The sequence below is a fragment of the Curtobacterium sp. VKM Ac-1395 genome (genome assembly GCF_015350975.1).
Taxonomy (GTDB): Bacteria; Actinomycetota; Actinomycetes; order Actinomycetales; family Microbacteriaceae; genus Curtobacterium.
On record NZ_JADKRX010000007.1, the window covers coordinates 74992 to 90981 of the forward strand.

General features: G+C 64.9%; 13 protein-coding genes and 1 pseudogene. 10 read left to right on the plus strand and 4 right to left on the minus strand.

The genetic code is table 11. The features are described from left to right. Nucleotides 1–141 precede the first annotated feature (141 nt). The gene (locus ITJ68_RS16680) at nucleotides 142–927 is read right to left on the minus strand and encodes an AraC family transcriptional regulator (protein WP_194662924.1); all 786 of its coding nucleotides are present in this window, start codon (nucleotides 925–927) and stop codon (nucleotides 142–144) included. 308 nt (nucleotides 928–1235) lie between these two features. Between ITJ68_RS16680 and ITJ68_RS16685 the strand changes: the two genes are divergently transcribed. After that, the gene (locus tag ITJ68_RS16685) at nucleotides 1236–1748 is read left to right on the plus strand and encodes a hypothetical protein (RefSeq protein WP_194662925.1); all 513 of its coding nucleotides are present in this window, start codon (nucleotides 1236–1238) and stop codon (nucleotides 1746–1748) included. A 487-nt stretch (nucleotides 1749–2235) separates the two neighbouring features. Here the strand turns inward: ITJ68_RS16685 and ITJ68_RS16690 are convergent, their stop codons facing one another. Continuing rightward, nucleotides 2236–2505, minus strand: a complete 270-nt coding sequence (locus ITJ68_RS16690) for a hypothetical protein (protein WP_194662926.1) — start codon at nucleotides 2503–2505, stop codon at nucleotides 2236–2238. A gap of 1064 nt (nucleotides 2506–3569) precedes the next feature. Between ITJ68_RS16690 and ITJ68_RS19730 the strand changes: the two genes are divergently transcribed. The 4 genes and pseudogenes from ITJ68_RS19730 (at nucleotide 3570) to ITJ68_RS16710 (ending at nucleotide 7218) form a co-directional block, all read left to right on the plus strand. Next, entirely contained in the window at nucleotides 3570–4370 is an 801-nt protein-coding gene (locus ITJ68_RS19730; protein WP_416354657.1) for a helicase associated domain-containing protein, read from the plus strand. Nucleotides 4371–5167: 797 nt separating this feature from the next. Then, nucleotides 5168–5485 (plus strand): hypothetical protein, encoded by a 318-nt coding sequence (locus ITJ68_RS16700; protein WP_194662928.1) that lies wholly within the window; start codon nucleotides 5168–5170, stop codon nucleotides 5483–5485. 410 nt (nucleotides 5486–5895) lie between these two features. Beyond that, nucleotides 5896–6345, plus strand: a pseudogene (locus tag ITJ68_RS16705) (recombinase family protein); the annotation flags it as partial. 288 nt (nucleotides 6346–6633) lie between these two features. Then, complete coding sequence (locus ITJ68_RS16710; protein ID WP_194662930.1) at nucleotides 6634–7218, plus strand: hypothetical protein; 585 nt, start codon at nucleotides 6634–6636, stop codon at nucleotides 7216–7218. A gap of 208 nt (nucleotides 7219–7426) precedes the next feature. On the opposite strand, the gene ITJ68_RS16715 is transcribed toward ITJ68_RS16710, so the two are convergent. Both ITJ68_RS16715 and ITJ68_RS16720 read right to left on the minus strand, forming a co-directional pair. Then, on the minus strand, nucleotides 7427–7870 hold the full coding sequence (locus tag ITJ68_RS16715) for a GNAT family N-acetyltransferase (RefSeq protein ID WP_194662932.1): 444 nt from the start codon (nucleotides 7868–7870) through the stop codon (nucleotides 7427–7429). A gap of 319 nt (nucleotides 7871–8189) precedes the next feature. Continuing rightward, the gene (locus ITJ68_RS16720; RefSeq protein WP_194662934.1) at nucleotides 8190–8690 is read right to left on the minus strand and encodes a MarR family winged helix-turn-helix transcriptional regulator; all 501 of its coding nucleotides are present in this window, start codon (nucleotides 8688–8690) and stop codon (nucleotides 8190–8192) included. Between the two features lie 130 nt (nucleotides 8691–8820). Between ITJ68_RS16720 and ITJ68_RS16725 the strand changes: the two genes are divergently transcribed. From ITJ68_RS16725 to ITJ68_RS16745, 5 genes are all read left to right on the plus strand, one after another. Beyond that, nucleotides 8821–10287, plus strand: a complete 1467-nt coding sequence (locus ITJ68_RS16725; protein WP_194662935.1) for a DHA2 family efflux MFS transporter permease subunit — start codon at nucleotides 8821–8823, stop codon at nucleotides 10285–10287. Nucleotides 10288–10339: 52 nt separating this feature from the next. Then, nucleotides 10340–10777 carry a hypothetical protein gene (locus ITJ68_RS16730; RefSeq protein ID WP_194662936.1) on the plus strand — a complete coding sequence of 146 codons (438 nt, stop codon included), beginning with the start codon at nucleotides 10340–10342 and terminating at the stop codon, nucleotides 10775–10777. Next, entirely contained in the window at nucleotides 10777–11688 is a 912-nt protein-coding gene (locus tag ITJ68_RS16735) for an alpha/beta hydrolase (RefSeq protein WP_194662937.1), read from the plus strand. The genes ITJ68_RS16730 and ITJ68_RS16735 overlap by 1 nt, the downstream gene beginning before the upstream one ends. Nucleotides 11689–12162: 474 nt before the next feature. Beyond that, on the plus strand, nucleotides 12163–12372 hold the full coding sequence (locus tag ITJ68_RS16740) for a KTSC domain-containing protein (protein ID WP_228505964.1): 210 nt from the start codon (nucleotides 12163–12165) through the stop codon (nucleotides 12370–12372). A gap of 273 nt (nucleotides 12373–12645) precedes the next feature. Further along, entirely contained in the window at nucleotides 12646–15921 is a 3276-nt protein-coding gene (locus ITJ68_RS16745; protein WP_194662939.1) for an RHS repeat domain-containing protein, read from the plus strand. The last annotated feature ends 69 nt before the right edge of the window (nucleotides 15922–15990 follow it).

Sequence of the window (15990 nt, forward strand, 5' to 3'; positions counted from 1 at the left end):
CGCACCGGCCCTCGGGCCGCAGACCGAGCCCCGCAAAATCGTCGGAGTCAGACGGCGCTGCGGCTGAGTGCGGGCTCACGCCCCCTCGCGTCGAGTAGCCGCGTCACCGCTTCCCGCCCGCTCCTCCGGGCAGTACGCCGGTTAGGGCCGGCGGAGGGTGACGCTTGGGTATTCGCCGTAGTGGGTGGCGTAGGTCGAGGAGAACCGTCCTGCGTGGGCGAATCCCCACCGGCGGGCGACGTCGGCGACGTTGGTCGTTGTCGGGTCTGCGTTCAGCAGCTCGGTGTGGACGCGCTCAAGGCGGACCTGGCGGATGTAGGAGTTCGGGGAAATTCCGAGGACGCGGACGAAGGCTGCCTGCAGGGTGCGGAGGCTCAGATTCGCGAGGGTGGCAAGGTCGGTGCTCGTCATTGGGAGGTGCGCGTGTTCGTTGACGTACTCGTGACGCAGCTGGGCGTTGCGGGGGAGCAGCAGCTGCGGGGGCAGGTCGATGGTGGCCTGTGGGTACAGCTCGAGGAACGACACGGCCGCGAGGCGGCTCATCTCCGCCTGAAGCAGCGGTGACGCGTTCCTGTCCAGTGTGGTGGCGGAGATCAGCTTCACGGTGTGCCGCCAGCGACGCATGGCTGCGTCGTTGGGTTGCGCTGTGTGATCGAACCGGGCAGGGGTGATGGTGGTGCTGCGTTCAGCGGCGATCTCGTCGACGGCGTGCCGGTTGACTTGGACGAGGCGCTGGTCGTAGTTCTCGAACGCGAACTCGAAGGCTTCGTTGGGCCACATCTGCAGGCGGCCCGGCTGCAAGTGGATCTCGTGCCGTCCGAGGTCCAGGACTCCGGTGCCGCGGCTGATCCCCTGCACCACGAAGTCGTCCCCGGCTGGCATCTCACCGACGAGGCGGCCGTCGAACTGGACGGCTCGCAGCGTCATCGACGCGTCACCGGCGGATGCGTACCGGTACGCGAACTCGGCGTCCGTGGTGTCGGCTGCCCAGGAGAGGCCGTCATACGCAGCTGCGAGGACGTCGCGCGCCTGCACGAGGTCGGTGCCCCGTTCGTCGACGCGGATCTGGGGCGGCTGCGAGTCAGTCACGGAACACCGAAAACAGTGTCACATTCTGACCTATCTCAGTTTGCCGGCTGTCCCCTTTACGCCACCTTGGCGGAGTACGTCTGGTCGTACACGGCGATCAGCATCGCCGCTGCTCTGCGGGCAGTTCGAGCTGGTTGGACAGCCCTGTGGACCGCAGCTTCGACCTGCGCGCCCTGCAGGAGCAGGGTGAGTGCCGGAGCGAGGTGAGTCGGGAGCTCTGCGGCGTCGCAGAGCATCGCGATGTGCTGCTCGCACTGTTGCAGGTGCTCGTCAGCGAGGCGAGCGACGAGGGGATCGATGCGACCGAGTTCGCCGTACCCGTTGATGAACGCACATCCGCGGTAGCTGTGGTCAGCGAAGCACTGCTCGAGGTAGCTGAACACCGTCAAGATCTTGTCGCATGGATGCTCAACGGCAGATTCCGCTCGAAGCAGCGCCGCCATCCAGTCCTGGTGTCGGTACTGGAGCGCGGCGACCACCAGCTGATGCCATGTCGGGAACGCTTCTTCGACGGCTGCGACGCTGACGTCCGCACCCGCCGCCACGCGCTCGAGCGGAACCGTGGGGACGCCCTCGGCGGTGAACAGCGCATCCGCGCTCACCACAATTGCCTCGTAGACCGCGGAGTGGGCCGAGGATGGTGCAGTGGTGAGCACTGAAAGAGTCATATATGTGTCGGTGATCGTCGCTGACGCTACGCGGCGAAGGTTTGCATTCCCACAGTCCCGGTCAGGGTCCGGGGGACATGACGGCGCAACGGCTTGTCTGCCGGACGCATCGGCGTGATCAGATCCACGGTCGGTAGGAACACCAAGCGGTCCCACACAGGAGGATGCGGCTCAGTGCGCTCTTGAAGGTCCGCGAGCAGTGTCACGCTGCGGCGAAGAAGTCTGCGTACGAAGTCCAGCGCCGAGGGACGGGCGTGAGTCTGGAAGGACGACTCACGCCCGGAGCGACCAGTCGGGTCTGATCGCTCTCCGTAGGCCACCACCCTGACGCACGTGGATGCAGTATGCGCCCCACACTTCAGGTTGCATAGCGAAACAGGCACCGAAACTGGATCCCGTCTATATACGCGTCTCCATCGCCGGCGCTACGCAGGATCACGCCGAGCGAGTCAACTGGAATGAGCGCCTGCGGACGCGCTTACCTTGGAGGGGTGCGTTCCGCTAGCTCCTGTACGAAGGTTGGGTTTTTCTCCTCGAGTTCATCCCATACAGCCGCTTCCGCGGCGACCGGTACGCCAACCGCCAGCAGTACCGTCGTTTCCGATGCGAAGCCAATGTTGTCAACCGTCGGGATGATGACGATGTCGCTTGCCTCGATCTGTGCGAGGAGTGCCGTGTACTGCAGGACAGCATGTGCAACGTCGTCCGTGACGAGGATCGGCATAGCGCCACACATCAGGTTCTTCATCGCAGGTGACCTCCGCGCTTGGGGTAGTGGGTGTCACGGTAGACACCGAGCGCTGCGAGGCGACACGTGTTGCACGATCTGGATGAACCGGCGACACTTCGAGCAGCCGGTTGGTTACCGGTCAGAGCGGCCCCCTTCCTGATCGGTGGGAGATACCGCTCGGAGAGGTGTGACGCATCGCGTCGCACCTCTCCTTCGATGCAGAAGCCCCCGCGACGCGCGATTTGCACGCAGTGCGAGGGCTTCCGGAGTTCCGCGCCGACCATGCGATCGCCAACGGGGCGAATCAGACACTACGCGGCAGATGACCCTGCAAGCGCCGTTCTGCGCTCCGCGGCGACCGGGTCGGACCGGTCAAGGCAGTATCGGAGCCAGCTGTAGGAGGTCGGCATGAACACATCACGGTACGAGCGAGAGCCATCAGTTACGCCCGCAACGATCGAGACGATGGCGGGACTCCGTCGCGAGTTCCGCCGGGGCGATAAAGCACCGGCGTCGGCGGAAAGTCGTATGCCCGACCTGTTCGAGATGCTGTCCGAAGCGAACGTTTTCCCGTCTCGAGACTCGTCAGCCTTGCTTCGCAAGAATCGGTTCGGGATGCGTGGTCCGGACTCAAACGAGGGAGCGGACGGGGTCTGAGCGTTGACCCCGTCCGCTCTAGGCAAGCCCTGTCGGACCGCCCTGACGAGGTCAGGAGCTTGCTCGAACCGGCCTCACAGCGAGGGTAGAACATGCTCCGCGAGCACACCAGACCGGGGTGAGCGCCGGATGGCTACTGCTGAGTGCTAGATCGATTTCGCGGCGTATCGTGCGCTTTGCTACAGCGCGGTCCCTAGTCGCGTCCGTCCACCCGCGGTGGATGGGGTTCGTCAGTTTCAGCGTCGACCCGACGACGTCGTAGCACGAGGACACCCGTTCCAGACCCGAGCTGAGAACGGGTGTCCTCGCTACTTCATGTGTACAGGGTGCCGCCGACTGTCGCCGTAGACGGGCATTTCTTGAGCCGAGGTCCGCTGCTTTCAGTCAGCGTCTGGGTTGAATGCGCCGAGGAACGTCACTGCTCCATGAACGCGTCGACCGGCTCGACCTCGAACAGCCGTGCTCGACTTGCCCCAGCACCATGCACAAAGGCAGCCACGCTCGAGTCGACACGCTCGTCGAGCTCGCGGTCGTTCTTGCCCCACCCTGGCGTGCCAGGGTGGTCCGGTGACACCGCCGCAGTAAGACGAGACCCCACCTCATTCCCTTCCGGGAGCCCGGCGGAGTCCTTTCGTCGTAGCCTGCTGCTGCTGCTGCTGCTGCTGGGCTCCTGGGTGCAGTCGAGACGCGCGGAGTACAAGCGTGACCTCAACCGAACCCTACGTCTCTGGCCCGAGCTTGCGGCACTGCCCTTCGAGTGGCAGCAGCGGACCGACCTCTGGGACCAGGGACTGGCGGCCCTTGAGCAGTATCGCCGAGACTACGGCGACACACGAGTGCCGCACTGGTTCGAAACCACCGACGGCATCCACCTCGGCAAGTGGCTCGACACCCGCCGCACCGAGTACCGAGCCGGAGGGCTCGACGCGGAACGCATCGCGGCCCTGGAGGCGCAGGGGGTTCAGTGGTCCCTGCGGATCGTGACGGACACCGTGGCGCGCGAGGCACGTGAGGACGCGCACTTTCGGGCGATGCTAATCGCGTCAACACGGTGGGTGCGGGAGCACGATGGTCTTCTGCCTGTAGAACGGGAGCTCGACTCAGAAGGACTGGCTATCGGCCGGTGGTCCGGCCGGGTACGACGCCAACTTCTGCGAGGCCGGATACCTGACCGTCGGCTACTGCTCATCGAAGAGGAAATGCCCCCGACTCTTGCGGGAGTGTGACGTATGACAGACCTTCCGGCGAACCAGCAACGTTGTCACGGACCGTGTAGAACATCCTGTACTTGAAGCGCGAGATCTCGAAGTGCTACTGGATCGATATCAGGCCCAGGGTGATCGGATGCAACCACACAGACAGCGCCGATACGGGTTCCGTCGAGTGCAACGATCGGGTGTCCGGCATAGAACCGGCCAGGAAGCCTCGGGTCGATGCGTGAATCCCCGGATGTGTCAGAGATGATCACCGTTCCTCGTTGTGTGAGAGTGACTGCACAGAACGAGCCGGCGAACGCCGTGGTACCGGTCGTCCTGTCGGATGCTGCACGAACGGTCAATTCGGACGTCCCTGCGGTGGTAAACAAGATCGAGTCGACCCCAAACATGGTACTGGCGCGTCTCAGTATGTTATCGATCCGACGTTGCTTGGTTGTGTCAAGGAGTTGCAGGACGCCCTGTAGCGCATCCGCTCGCCGAGAGGCATCAATCTCGGAGTGCTTCGAGTGGTCTGGTTGGGGAGCGGCCGTCCGCAACTTGAGGAGGCCTACGAGCACGTCGGCCTCGTGGGCCGCCCAGAATCGATAGTGGTCGGGTCGGCCTCGTCCCTGGGCTGCGGTGGGCTCTTTGTCGTATAGCGGCATTGGAAGAAAGAAGACTTCTTCCTGAGCGGCGCAAATCGTCTCGGTTACGTCGTTCAGGCGGGTAGCGCGGACGTCCCCGATCCCGCCGATCCGAGCGTGCAGAGCAGGGAGCCCGCTCGGGAGCGGAATCTCTCCGATGGCGATCGGCGTAGCGGTCGGGGCGTGATCACGCACGTGAAGAAGTACTCGATCGAGATCGGTTTGCCACTCGGCGAGGCCACGGCGGCTGCGGGCTCTATCGACCCCAACATGAAGTACGACGATGTCGATGTCGGACAGGTTACGGGCAGCGAGGCCGCCCAGGGTGCTCTCAATATCGTCCGACTCCGTCAAACTCAGTGCGACGTCGACTCCCCGACCAGTTCGGTCCGCAAGGGCACGAGCAAGGTGACCGGGCAGCGCAAGGTCATGCGTGCGCACCCCCCATCCACGGAGGATGGCTCCTCCGACGAGCAGCACATGCAGTGCGTCTGGCCCTGATGCATGCGCCGCTGGGGCGTCGTCGGGGAACACGGGGGTTGGTACAGCGGGACGCACCCGCCAGCGGCCGGCGCGGAGCAGCGCCTGCTGCAACTTCCTGATCATGGAGCCCTCGAACGAGATTTTGGTCCGCACGAGCGAGGCGCAAGCACGGGACTGGCTGGTATCAACCCGAAAGGTTGGAAGCGGACTTGTATACCAAACCAGAACGAGCTGTCCGAGAATGGAACCAACTCACGGTGTCCGCGACAAGGGGTTGACGCCTCGTTCGAAGGACTGTATGAGCCTATGAAGCCGTGGCAAGAACCCCGGCCATAGTGCACAGTGACGACAACTGCGTCGACCACCGTGAGTGCGCTGCGCGCAGCTATGGAAGCCGCCCTCCGTCCCCTCGGGATGACCGTCACGCAGGGATGGCACGGTTGCTCGAGTACGCCGGCGCCGGCGACACGGTGGTCGTATGGCGGGTGGACCGGCTCGGCCGATCACTAGTCGACGTATTGACGACGGTGACGATGCTGGGGGAGCGGGGTATCGGTGTCCGGAGCGTGTCGGACGGGATTGATCCGGCGACGTCGACGGGTCGGCTGATGCTGAACCTGATGGTGACACTGGCGGAGTACGAGCGTGAGCTCATCGTCGAGCGCGTCAACGCTGGCATCGCCGTCGCCCGGGCTGCAAGGACCCGGTTCGGGCGGCCGCCAGTGAACCCGGACGTGATCGCGCGGAAGCTCGCGATTGTTGCTGAGGCCCGTGCCGCCGGCCATACTGCGGCGGATGCGGCGAACCTCGTGGGTTGGTCACGTGCGACGTTGTATCGACACCAGGCGGCCCCTGAAGCCGCGGCTGGGAGTAGCTAGTCGGGTGACGTGTGCATAGATCGGAGCCGCGGTGACGGTGAGTTGTGGTGGATGGCGGGCCGGCTCGCTCGCGACCCGAACGCGGCGAGACCGGCTTCGCCGTCGCGGCACCCGAAGCCGCGTGTGTGGTGATCTAAGCCACGATGAACAGCCAAACACATACGTCGCCGTGTGGAAGGCCCAAAGGGTGGGCAGAATCAGGTTCACTCCACCGGCTCGAATGAGCGTGGCAGGTGCCTGCCGGGTGGCGGGGTTGTGTCGTCGAGGTGGTCGTGGTGCGCTAGCCCCATGAGTTTCTTCACCGATGATGAAGACCCGGGGGATCATGTCGCCGAGGAGCCGGAGCGGGATCCTCGGCACGGGCCCGCTGAGGATGAGTTACCGGCGGTCGTGTCGCTGGGGATGCGATGGGCGGTCAGTACGCATGCGGTGGTCGTGTTGGAGTCCGCTCGGGTGTTCTCCGATGGGGTGCTGTTCGAAGTTAGTCGGTACGTGCGTCGGGGGGACTTGACCGTACGTGAGTTCCAGCAGCTCACGCACGAAGAGCGGTACGGCAGCAGCGACGATCGTGGACGCCGTCTCCGGGTCGGGGCAGTGCTGCCCGACGGGGAAGAAATCAACGACAGTCACCGTCCCGGCGCTGAAAGGGGTGCAACCCGGTCCGTCCTTGTCCGCCGCGGGGGAAGTGGTGGTGGCGGTGCGTGGCGGTATCGGCACAGCGACGAGCTGTGGCTGCACCCGCTGCCATCGGAAGGGCAGCTGACGCTGGTGCTGCAATGGCTCGCGCTCGACATCGCCGAGACACGACTCACCGTCTCAGCCACCGACCTGGTCCGCGCTGCTGACGAAGCGACCTCGCTCTGGGACGACTGACGTGCACACATCTTCAGTCCCCGCCGAGCCGCTCCGGGTGCAGCACCGGGTCTAGACCCTTGCACGCATCGGTGGCGGAAGGGGTGAGACCGCTCGATCGCCCAGGAACGGTAGCCGAGACCGCGTCTGATCCCGAGGTTCTCGGTCTTGTACGTGCCGAGGTTCACTCGTTGGAACTCAGCGCCGATCGATGCTGCAAAACGCTCGCTCATGCGCGCGCTGCCGGATTGTCATCCAGGGTTGCGAAGGCAATGGTGCGGCGCCTAGTCTGCTCTGCCACGGCGTGCATCAGCGCAGTGCCGATGCCACGTCCACGTACTGGCCCGACCACCCCCACGAGCTGGATGAATACCGGATCCAATTCGGTGGTTCCGGACATTGACACGCAGAACCCGACAGGTGTCTCCCCGATCATCGCGAAGAGCACCCGCTGTTCAGCGATCGTTTTGTCGTTGCTGGCCGCTGATTGGACCGTGAGTGGTTCGCAGGCGACCTGCATGTATCTCATCCAACGAGCGTCCCCGGAATCTGCTGTTGCCTGCCGGATCGTGAACTCGGATGAGGTGAGTTCCTCCAGCGAAGTGAGCCATGCCGCGAGGTTAGGGTCGAAGGTTGGATGCAGCGGGTAGCTGTCAGATCGGATCTCGTCCACGGGTTCACGCTACGGCTGGCGTGCTTGAACGTGGGTCGCTGTGGTTCTTGCAGGTTTCGATGATCCCAAGGGCGGCCACGCGACGGTGTGCGCCCCTCGGCAGCCAGCTCGACGGGGGAATTCTGCTCTGCAGCGAAGTTCAGGGCGCCGTTGAGGAGGCTGCTGTGCCTGATGACCTGGTCGACCATGGTCGCTGAGTCTCGCGTAGCGCTCCACAGCCGGGCACCTCACCGGGCGGGTCAGCTGCGACACCTGCGTCCGCGGACTTCCAAGGGCACCGACACTGGCGCCGGGCCGTGCGGCAGCCGATCGGCAACGTCTAGGAGCGCGCGTCCGGACCGGACGCCGTCTCTTCGGGCACTACGGCGTCGGACGTGTTGGAGGATAAGCCGCTTGTAAACTGCCGGACGATTTCCTGCTCGCTAGCCCCGAAAGCATGGATCCGTGCAAGGAGCCGGCGCCGCTCGGGCTCGAAGAACGCCTCTGCTTCGGCGTGTATGTGGTCCACAGAATGCAGCGTCACGACGCGGCGATCAGCGTGCCCGCGCACGCGGGTGATGTGTCCCGCGTCTTCGAGGCGGTTGAGAAGGATCGTCGTCGCCCCGCTCGTCATGCTGATGCGCTCCCCGAGGCGCGCAGGAGTGAGCGGCCGACCTGCGTCCTCTGCGCGAAGGATCTCGACGATCGCGGTTGCGTCGGTGGGTCGCATGTGCATGTGACGTGCAAAGGCCCGCCCCAGGTCGCTCTGTTCTGCACTGAACGCGAGAAGGTCCGCCAGGATGCGCGACGGAGTCTCGTCGTGTCGATCTGTCGTGCTCATGGGGCTTGACCTCCACTTCTACCTTAGACGCTTCTAGTAACTTTGAATCAAAGCCACTTTGATTCAAAGGTAGTATGGTCTAGCGAACCGGCTCTACTGCCCGGTGACAACACTCTGCAGCGAGGCCCACATGACCGACACCCGAGCGCCGGCACCATCCGATGCGACCACCACCCCGCGGCCAGGCTGGGCGCTGTTTGTCCTTGCCGTCTCCCAGCTCATGATCGTGCTGGACGGCACGATCGTGAACGTCGCGCTTCCGACCGCGCAGCGCGACCTCGGCTTCGCATCAGATCAACGCCAGTGGGTCGTGACCGCCTATGCGCTCGCCTTCGGCGCGCTCCTCCTTCTCGGCGGGCGGCTCACCGATGTCCTCGGGCGCCGACGGCTGTTCATCGTCGGCCTCGTCGGATTCGCTCTGTCGTCCGTCATCGGTGGCGCGGCACCGAACTTCGGGACCCTCGTTGCCGGCCGGGCAGCTCAGGGCGCGTTCGGCGCGCTCCTCGCTCCGGCCGCGTTGTCTCTGCTGGCCGCGCTGTTCACCGCACCTAAGCAGCGCGCGAAGGCGTTCGGGGTCTTTGGCGCCGTCGCGGGCGGTGGTGCAGCGATCGGCCTGGTGCTGGGCGGCCTACTGACCGAGTACACCTCCTGGAGATGGACCCTGTTCATCAACTTGTTCTTCGCCGCCGCGGCCGTCATCGGCGCCCTGCTGACGATCCCCGCATCGACCTCACGAGCGCCACGACCATCGATCGACGTGCCGGGCGCGGTCCTGGTCTCCGTCGGTCTCGCCGGTCTCGTCTATGGACTGTCTTCGGCGGAGAGCACCGGCTGGACCAGCCCTATCACAATCAGCAGCATCGCCGGAGGCATCGTCTTCCTCGTTGCCTTCGTCATCGTCGAGTCCCGGACGCGTCAACCCTTGCTGCCGCTCCGGGTGGTGCTCGATCGCAGCCGCGGCGGCGCGTTCCTGACGACCGGCATCGTGTCGCTGGCCCTCTTCAGCGTGTTCCTCTTCCTGACCTACTACCTGCAGGCGCTTCGCGGGTACACGCCGCTCCTGACCGGGGTCGCGTTCCTGCCGCTGCCGATCTCGATCGCCGTCACGTCCATCGTCATCGCCCCCCGCTCGCTCGCCCGCTTTGGACCGAAGGTCCTCCTCGTCACGGGGCCTCTGCTGGCCGCGGCAGCGCTGCTGATCCTCAGCACGATCTCTCTCCACAGCAACTACTGGTTCACCATCGTGCCGGCACTGGTCGTCCTCGGTCTCGGTATGGGTCACGTCTTCTCAGCGTCTCCGAACATCGCCACCTCCAACCTCGATCCCGGAGACCTCGGCGTCGGCTCAGCGATGGTGAACACCACCCAGCAGGTCGGCGGCGCGATCGGCACAGCTCTGCTGTCCGTCATCGCCACCACCACCGTCTCCCGGTACCTCGCCGACCACGGAACAGGCGCCACCGCTCAGCAGCTCGCCCAGCTCGCCAGCTACCAGACGGCGTACCTCGCTGCCGTCGGCATCATCGTCGCACTCAGCGTGACCACCAGCATCCTCATCCGCAACACCGGGCGCGCCGGCGCCACAGCCAAACCCTGACTGCCAGATTCACACCTCACCCAACGCTCGACACCACCCACGGAGTGACCTCATGAAGCTCAACCACGTCAACCTCTGCGCCAGCGATGTCGCCACCTTGGCCCACACGCTGGACACCCACTTCGGCTACCGCACGCTCGAGCTCGGCACAGTGCCCGACCTGCCGTGGGCCACCAACCCAGGAAGCGCTTACGCAATCCTCGTCGGCGAAGACGTCTCCGACATCGTCATCACGCAGATCGACCCCGTGCCCGAGGGTGAGTCCGCGTACCCTCCGCAGTTCCACTTCGGCCTGATCCAGGACACCAAGGAAGCCGCGTACGCCAAGCACGCCGAACTCATCGAGGCCGGGTTCACACCGCATGACGTCGCCGACGGCTTCGAGGTCCTCGGCGCCACATGGACGGCGTTCTACTGCCCCCTCGGAGACGGACTCGAGATCGAGATCAACTACCGCACCCACTCCGACATCCTCGACGGAACGAACTGATGCCCCCGATGCGCCGCCCGTTTAACCCGGTCTTCTGGGCACTTGCCAACGTCGGATCACGAGCCCGATACGTTCCAAAGGTCGCTGCTCCCTTCACGACCGCCGAGCTCCCTCCAGAACGACGACTGCAGGTGCCGACACGGCACGGCACACTCAACGCGGTCGTCATCAGCCCCGGCACACCGACCGCTTCTGCAGAGCCAGCACCGCCTGTCATCGTGCAGTTCCACGGCGGCGGGTTCCTCAACCGATACCCGGAGCAAGACCGTCACCTCGCACGGTTCCTGGCCGCGAAGCTCGGCGCGGTCGTCGTCATGCCCGACTATTCGATAGCGCCGAAAGTGCGCTACCCGGTCGCCGAGGAGGAGGCGTTCGACGTCGTCCGGTGGGTGCAGGACTCCGGGTATCGGCACGGCTGGGACGGTCGACGACTGTTCCTGTCAGGCATCAGCGCGGGCTCGAAGCTATCGATGAACGTGTGCCAGCAACTCCACGCCACCGGGGGAACGCGACCGCTGGCCGTGTCGCTCGTTGTCCCCGTAACCGACATGAGCCGCACCGATCGACGATCGGAGATCCCACGGCCGGCGATCAGCCCGTTCATCCAACGATTGGTGAGTTGGGCGTACTTCCCGGACGAGGACCGCCGACGAGAGGCGCTTGCAGCTCCGCGCTTCGACGGAAACCTCCCGGCGAAGATGCCGCCCACTCTGATCCAGACGGGGAAACACGACACACTCTGTGTGGAGGGTAAGGAGCTCGCGGAGACGCTGCGGATCGGCGGGGTGGAAAGCAGGTACATCGAGTACCCCGGAGCGGACCACGACTTCTACGCCAGCAAGCCCGCCGCCCGTGTCGAGAGCGTCCTCACCGAGATCACCGCGTTCTTCGCCAGCCACCTTCCGCGCTGATGGTCTCATCGTGCGAGCGTGGAACCGACTCCTGGGCTGTCCCGGTGAGCACTGATGTCGAGCCACGCCCTTTGGCGTTCGTTAGCGGTCGGTGCCTATCACAAACGATCGTTTCTGCATGCCCGTCAGACGGTCGCTCCCCGGACGCGTTCGAGACCGCGGGGGAGTGGGTCAAGGATCCAGGATGTGAGTAGCTGCGCTCGGCGTCGTCCTTTTTGCTGCGCTCCGTGCCGTGATCGTGCGCGCAGGCTGATCGGCTGCGGCTGATCACGCAGTGCCTTGAGGCTTCCCGTCGACCTGCTGAGCTGTCGAGCTGTCAGTCGTCGCCGATTCGCGGAACGATGGCTCTGTCGTCTTTCACTAGGCTCATGGCATGGCAGTCAAGAGGAATCATCGTGTGCCATCGCAGGCGCGGCCGGTCGCGATGTTCCCGTCAGTGCGCGTGACGGCGGTGTTTCGGTGAGGCGGGTGCCGATGCAGAGCGGCGACCTCGTGTCGGTGGGGTACGACGATGCTGAGCGCGCCCTTGAGGTGGAGTTCGTTGGAGCGACCGTGCGTCTGTACCTCGACGTACCGCAGGACGTCTTCGAGGGACTGCTCTTAACGCATGATCACGGGGCGAACGTTCGCAAGTACTTCGACGTGCGTGTGGATCAGGGCGGTTACCGGTACCTCGAGATGTGAGTCCACTGTCCGGTAGCGCCTAGGCCGCGCCGGCAGCGTGTTCGACTCTGTATCGGCGTCGGGTGGCGAGGGCTGTCTGAACGGGGATAGATGCCCTCGTTCGGGGGTGCCCTGTATTCACAGAAGACCGATAGGTTTCGAGTGCCCCTCATCTGAGGCGACGTCATAGTCGACGGACGGTGCGGGCGTTTCACGTCTTTCGAGCGGCTGTCCTGGGGGACGCCGAGCTCTATCACCGCACCTTCTGTGTTGTCACTCGTTCTAGGGGAACCCGTGCTTCTTGCTCCACGCCGCCCTGCGGCTCATTCATCCTTCGGTTGGAAGGTCGCACTCGTCGGGGCGGTCAGCGTCGCGCTTGTCGGGGGTGTCGCGCAGACCGCGCACGCCGCGATCCCGGGCGGCCCCACCACGACCGGTCTGACCGGGTCCCGTCCGTCAGCCACCACACTGCCGTTCGCCGTGTCCGACCAGGTCGGCGTCGCCGTCGACGTCGCAACGGGCAACCTCGAGGTCACGACCGCAGGGCTGTCGCTGCCGGGTGTGAGCGGCACGAACGCGATCGCGCAGACCTACAACTCCCTCGGTTGGCAGGCCGCGAGCACGAGCACCCAGCAGGCGGCCCGGTGGTCCACAGGTATCGCCGGCGCTGGGTCGTTCTCGGCTGGCGCGTCGGGTGCGGTTGTGTACACGGCGGCGGATGGTGCGACGTGGACGTTCACGCCGGCGACGTCGACGACGTTCACTCCGCCGGCCGGGTTCCTCCGGAAGCTGACCGCTTCAGCGACCACTAACCCGACGTACACGATGACGGACCCGGCGACGGGGCAGGTCATCACTTCCAACGTCAATGGGCTTCCCGTGTCTGTCGCGGACCGGAACGGGAACACGGTCGCGATTTCCAACGGCCTCAACGTGCCGACCTCGATCGTCAGCACCGCTGGCACTGCCGCGGCGAAGACTGCGACGGGTGCGTACGACTCGACGTCGCGGACCTACACGGTGACGCAGGGCTCCGGTTCCGCTGCCCGGTCGGTGAAGTGGGTGAAGGACACCAACGGCAACCTCACCTCCTACGTCGACGGCGCTGGGAAGACCACCACGTTCGCCTACTCCGGTAACGACCTCACCAGCATCACCAGCCCGACCGGTGCGACAACGACCATCAGCTACTCGGGAACCACCCACAAGGTGTCCCAGGTGGCGCAGTCCAACACCACGGCGGGCGCTGCCGGCGCGTCGACGACGCGTCTGAGCTACGCGTCGGCGACGTCGACCCTGGTCGCGAGCCCGAACACGGACACCGCGACTGCGGTGGCGTCGGTGCCGCACACCACCTACAGCATCAACTCGTCCCAGAAGCTCGTGAACAGCGTCACCGACGCTGCCGGCCGAGTCCGGTCGAAGACGTACAACGGTGCGAACCTGCAGCCCACGACCTCGACGGTCGGGTCGGGATCGTCCGCGTCGACGACAACTGCGACGTATGGGGCGAACAGCAGCCAGTCGCTGACGAAGGTCGCCTCGAGCGGGGGAGCGTCCCAGTCGCTGAGCTACAACGCGTCCCCGGCAGCAACGGCGTACTCGCCGGCTTCCACCACCGACGACGCTGGCAACACGTCGAACCGCACATATGACGGTGTTGGGAACCAGCTGAGCAACAGCACCGGCACTGGTGCCACCGCTGCAACGTCGACGCTGACCTACACGGCTGGGCAGGTCGCGACCGCGACTGCGCCGGGCAACGGCACGAACAAGACGACCTACAGCTACACGAACAAGCAGCTCACCGGTGTCACCCCCGTGACCGGGACCAGCCTCGGTGCCCGCGCGTACACGTACGACGCCCTCGGACGGATCGCATCCGCGTCCGACGGCGCCGGCCGGACCACGTCGTACACCTACGACGGCGACGACCGGGTGCTGACGACCTCGTTCTCGGACTCCACACCGACGGTGACGAACACGTACGACAACGCCGGACACCTGCTCACCCAGGCGTCGGGGTCGGGCACGGTGACGAACACCTACGACCAGCTCGGCAACCTCCTCACCACTGGCAACACCGCGAGCCCGTCCGGGATCAGCACCATCACGTACGCGTATGACAAGGCCGGGAACCAAACGTCGTACGCCGACCAAGACGGCACCACCAAATCCGCCTACGACGACTCGGGTGTGCTGATCTCGACCACGACGCCGGCGCCGAACAAGCCGACCGAGACGATCAACTTCGTCACCGACACCAACGGCCGTCGCACCGACACCTACGTCGACTCGAACGCCGATAACAGCAGCTGGGCAAGTCGCACGCACACCGACTACGACACCAACGGCCGCGTCAAGGAGATCCAGGGGTGGATCGGCACGACCGGGCAGCGGCTCTACGACTTGAACTACTGCTACAACGCCGGTAGCACCGCGCCCACCTGCGGGACCACGACCACGAACGACCGGTCCAAGATTCAGTGGGTTGGTGACAGTGTCTCCGGGCAGAGCACTGCGTACACGTACGACACCAGTGGCCGGATCACGAAGACCGTCACCACCGGCAGCGGGAAAGCGACTCCGGGAACGTGGGAGTTCGGCTACGACATCCGCGGCAACCGCACCAGCACGAAGTTCACCAAGAGCAACGGCGACGTCACCACGAACCAGACGCTGACCTACAACGCGGCGAACCAGATCACCACCGCCGGGTTCGGCTACGACGGGGCCGGTAACCTCACCGCGCTGCCCGAATACGCGTTCACGTACAACGCGGCCGAGCAGATGACCAAGGCCGTCCGCAACGGATCCACGACGACGAACTACACGTACGCCGGCGCCGACCAGAAGTCGGTCCTGTCCATCGCCACACCGGGCGGCGACAACCGCACCTACCAGTACGGACGTGCGGACCAGAACGGCAATCCCACGCTGACGAGCTCGACGACGAACGCGCACCGGTCGAACATCGTCAACGACGCGAAGACCGGGCAGCCCATCGCCCTGTCGACCCCCTCGAACGTGCTCGGTCAGTACCAGTACGACGGCTCCGGGAACATTTGGGGCATCCTCGTCGACGCCACTGCCGCGTTCGACGTCGACTACGACCCGTACGGCACCAGTACCGTCGCCTACAACGGCGGCGGCGACGGACTCGCAGCCAACCCCTTCGGCTTCAAAGCTGGCATCGAGGACACCCACACCGGCCTCGTGAAGTTCGGGCAGCGCTGGTACGACCCGTACTGGGGCTCCTGGACCCAGCAAGACACCCTCGACAGCCCCCTCGACCCCAGCAACGGCAACCGGTACGCCTACGCAGCAAGCGACCCCATTAACGGAAGCGATCCGCGCGGGCTGGCATACTGCTCCTCATCAGTGGGTTGCTACACCACGCCGGACGGCACTGACCACTTGGGAACTGGTCCCGCTGAAACTGATGCACAGCAGCGTGCGGCGAACGGATGTGTACTTTCACTCGCGATCGCGGCCTTCTCGGGTGCAGGTGCTGTTGCATATGGGCTTGGGGTTGGAGCCACACTTGGAATCTGTGGATATTCTCTTTAGGAGCGACAGTGGTAAAAGGGTTTTTGCGGTTATTTGCAAGATCGAGTGTTAGTGCTAGCGTAGTATTCG

Excerpts from the sequence above, each read along its gene's own strand:
- ITJ68_RS16720 (WP_194662934.1), bottom strand. The coding sequence starts at position 8,690 with ATGAGCACGACAGATCGACACGACGAGACTCCGTCGCGCATCCTGGCG.
- ITJ68_RS16680 (WP_194662924.1), bottom strand. The coding sequence starts at position 927 with ATGACGCTGCGAGCCGTCCAGTTCGACGGCCGCCTCGTCGGTGAGATG.
- ITJ68_RS16735 (WP_194662937.1), top strand. The coding sequence starts at position 10,777 with ATGCCCCCGATGCGCCGCCCGTTTAACCCGGTCTTCTGGGCACTTGCC.
- ITJ68_RS19730 (WP_416354657.1), top strand. The coding sequence starts at position 3,570 with ATGAACGCGTCGACCGGCTCGACCTCGAACAGCCGTGCTCGACTTGCC.
- ITJ68_RS16710 (WP_194662930.1), top strand. The coding sequence starts at position 6,634 with ATGAGTTTCTTCACCGATGATGAAGACCCGGGGGATCATGTCGCCGAG.
- ITJ68_RS16730 (WP_194662936.1), top strand. The coding sequence starts at position 10,340 with ATGAAGCTCAACCACGTCAACCTCTGCGCCAGCGATGTCGCCACCTTG.
- ITJ68_RS16690 (WP_194662926.1), bottom strand. The coding sequence starts at position 2,505 with ATGAAGAACCTGATGTGTGGCGCTATGCCGATCCTCGTCACGGACGAC.
- ITJ68_RS16725 (WP_194662935.1), top strand. The coding sequence starts at position 8,821 with ATGACCGACACCCGAGCGCCGGCACCATCCGATGCGACCACCACCCCG.
- ITJ68_RS16740 (WP_228505964.1), top strand. The coding sequence starts at position 12,163 with ATGCAGAGCGGCGACCTCGTGTCGGTGGGGTACGACGATGCTGAGCGC.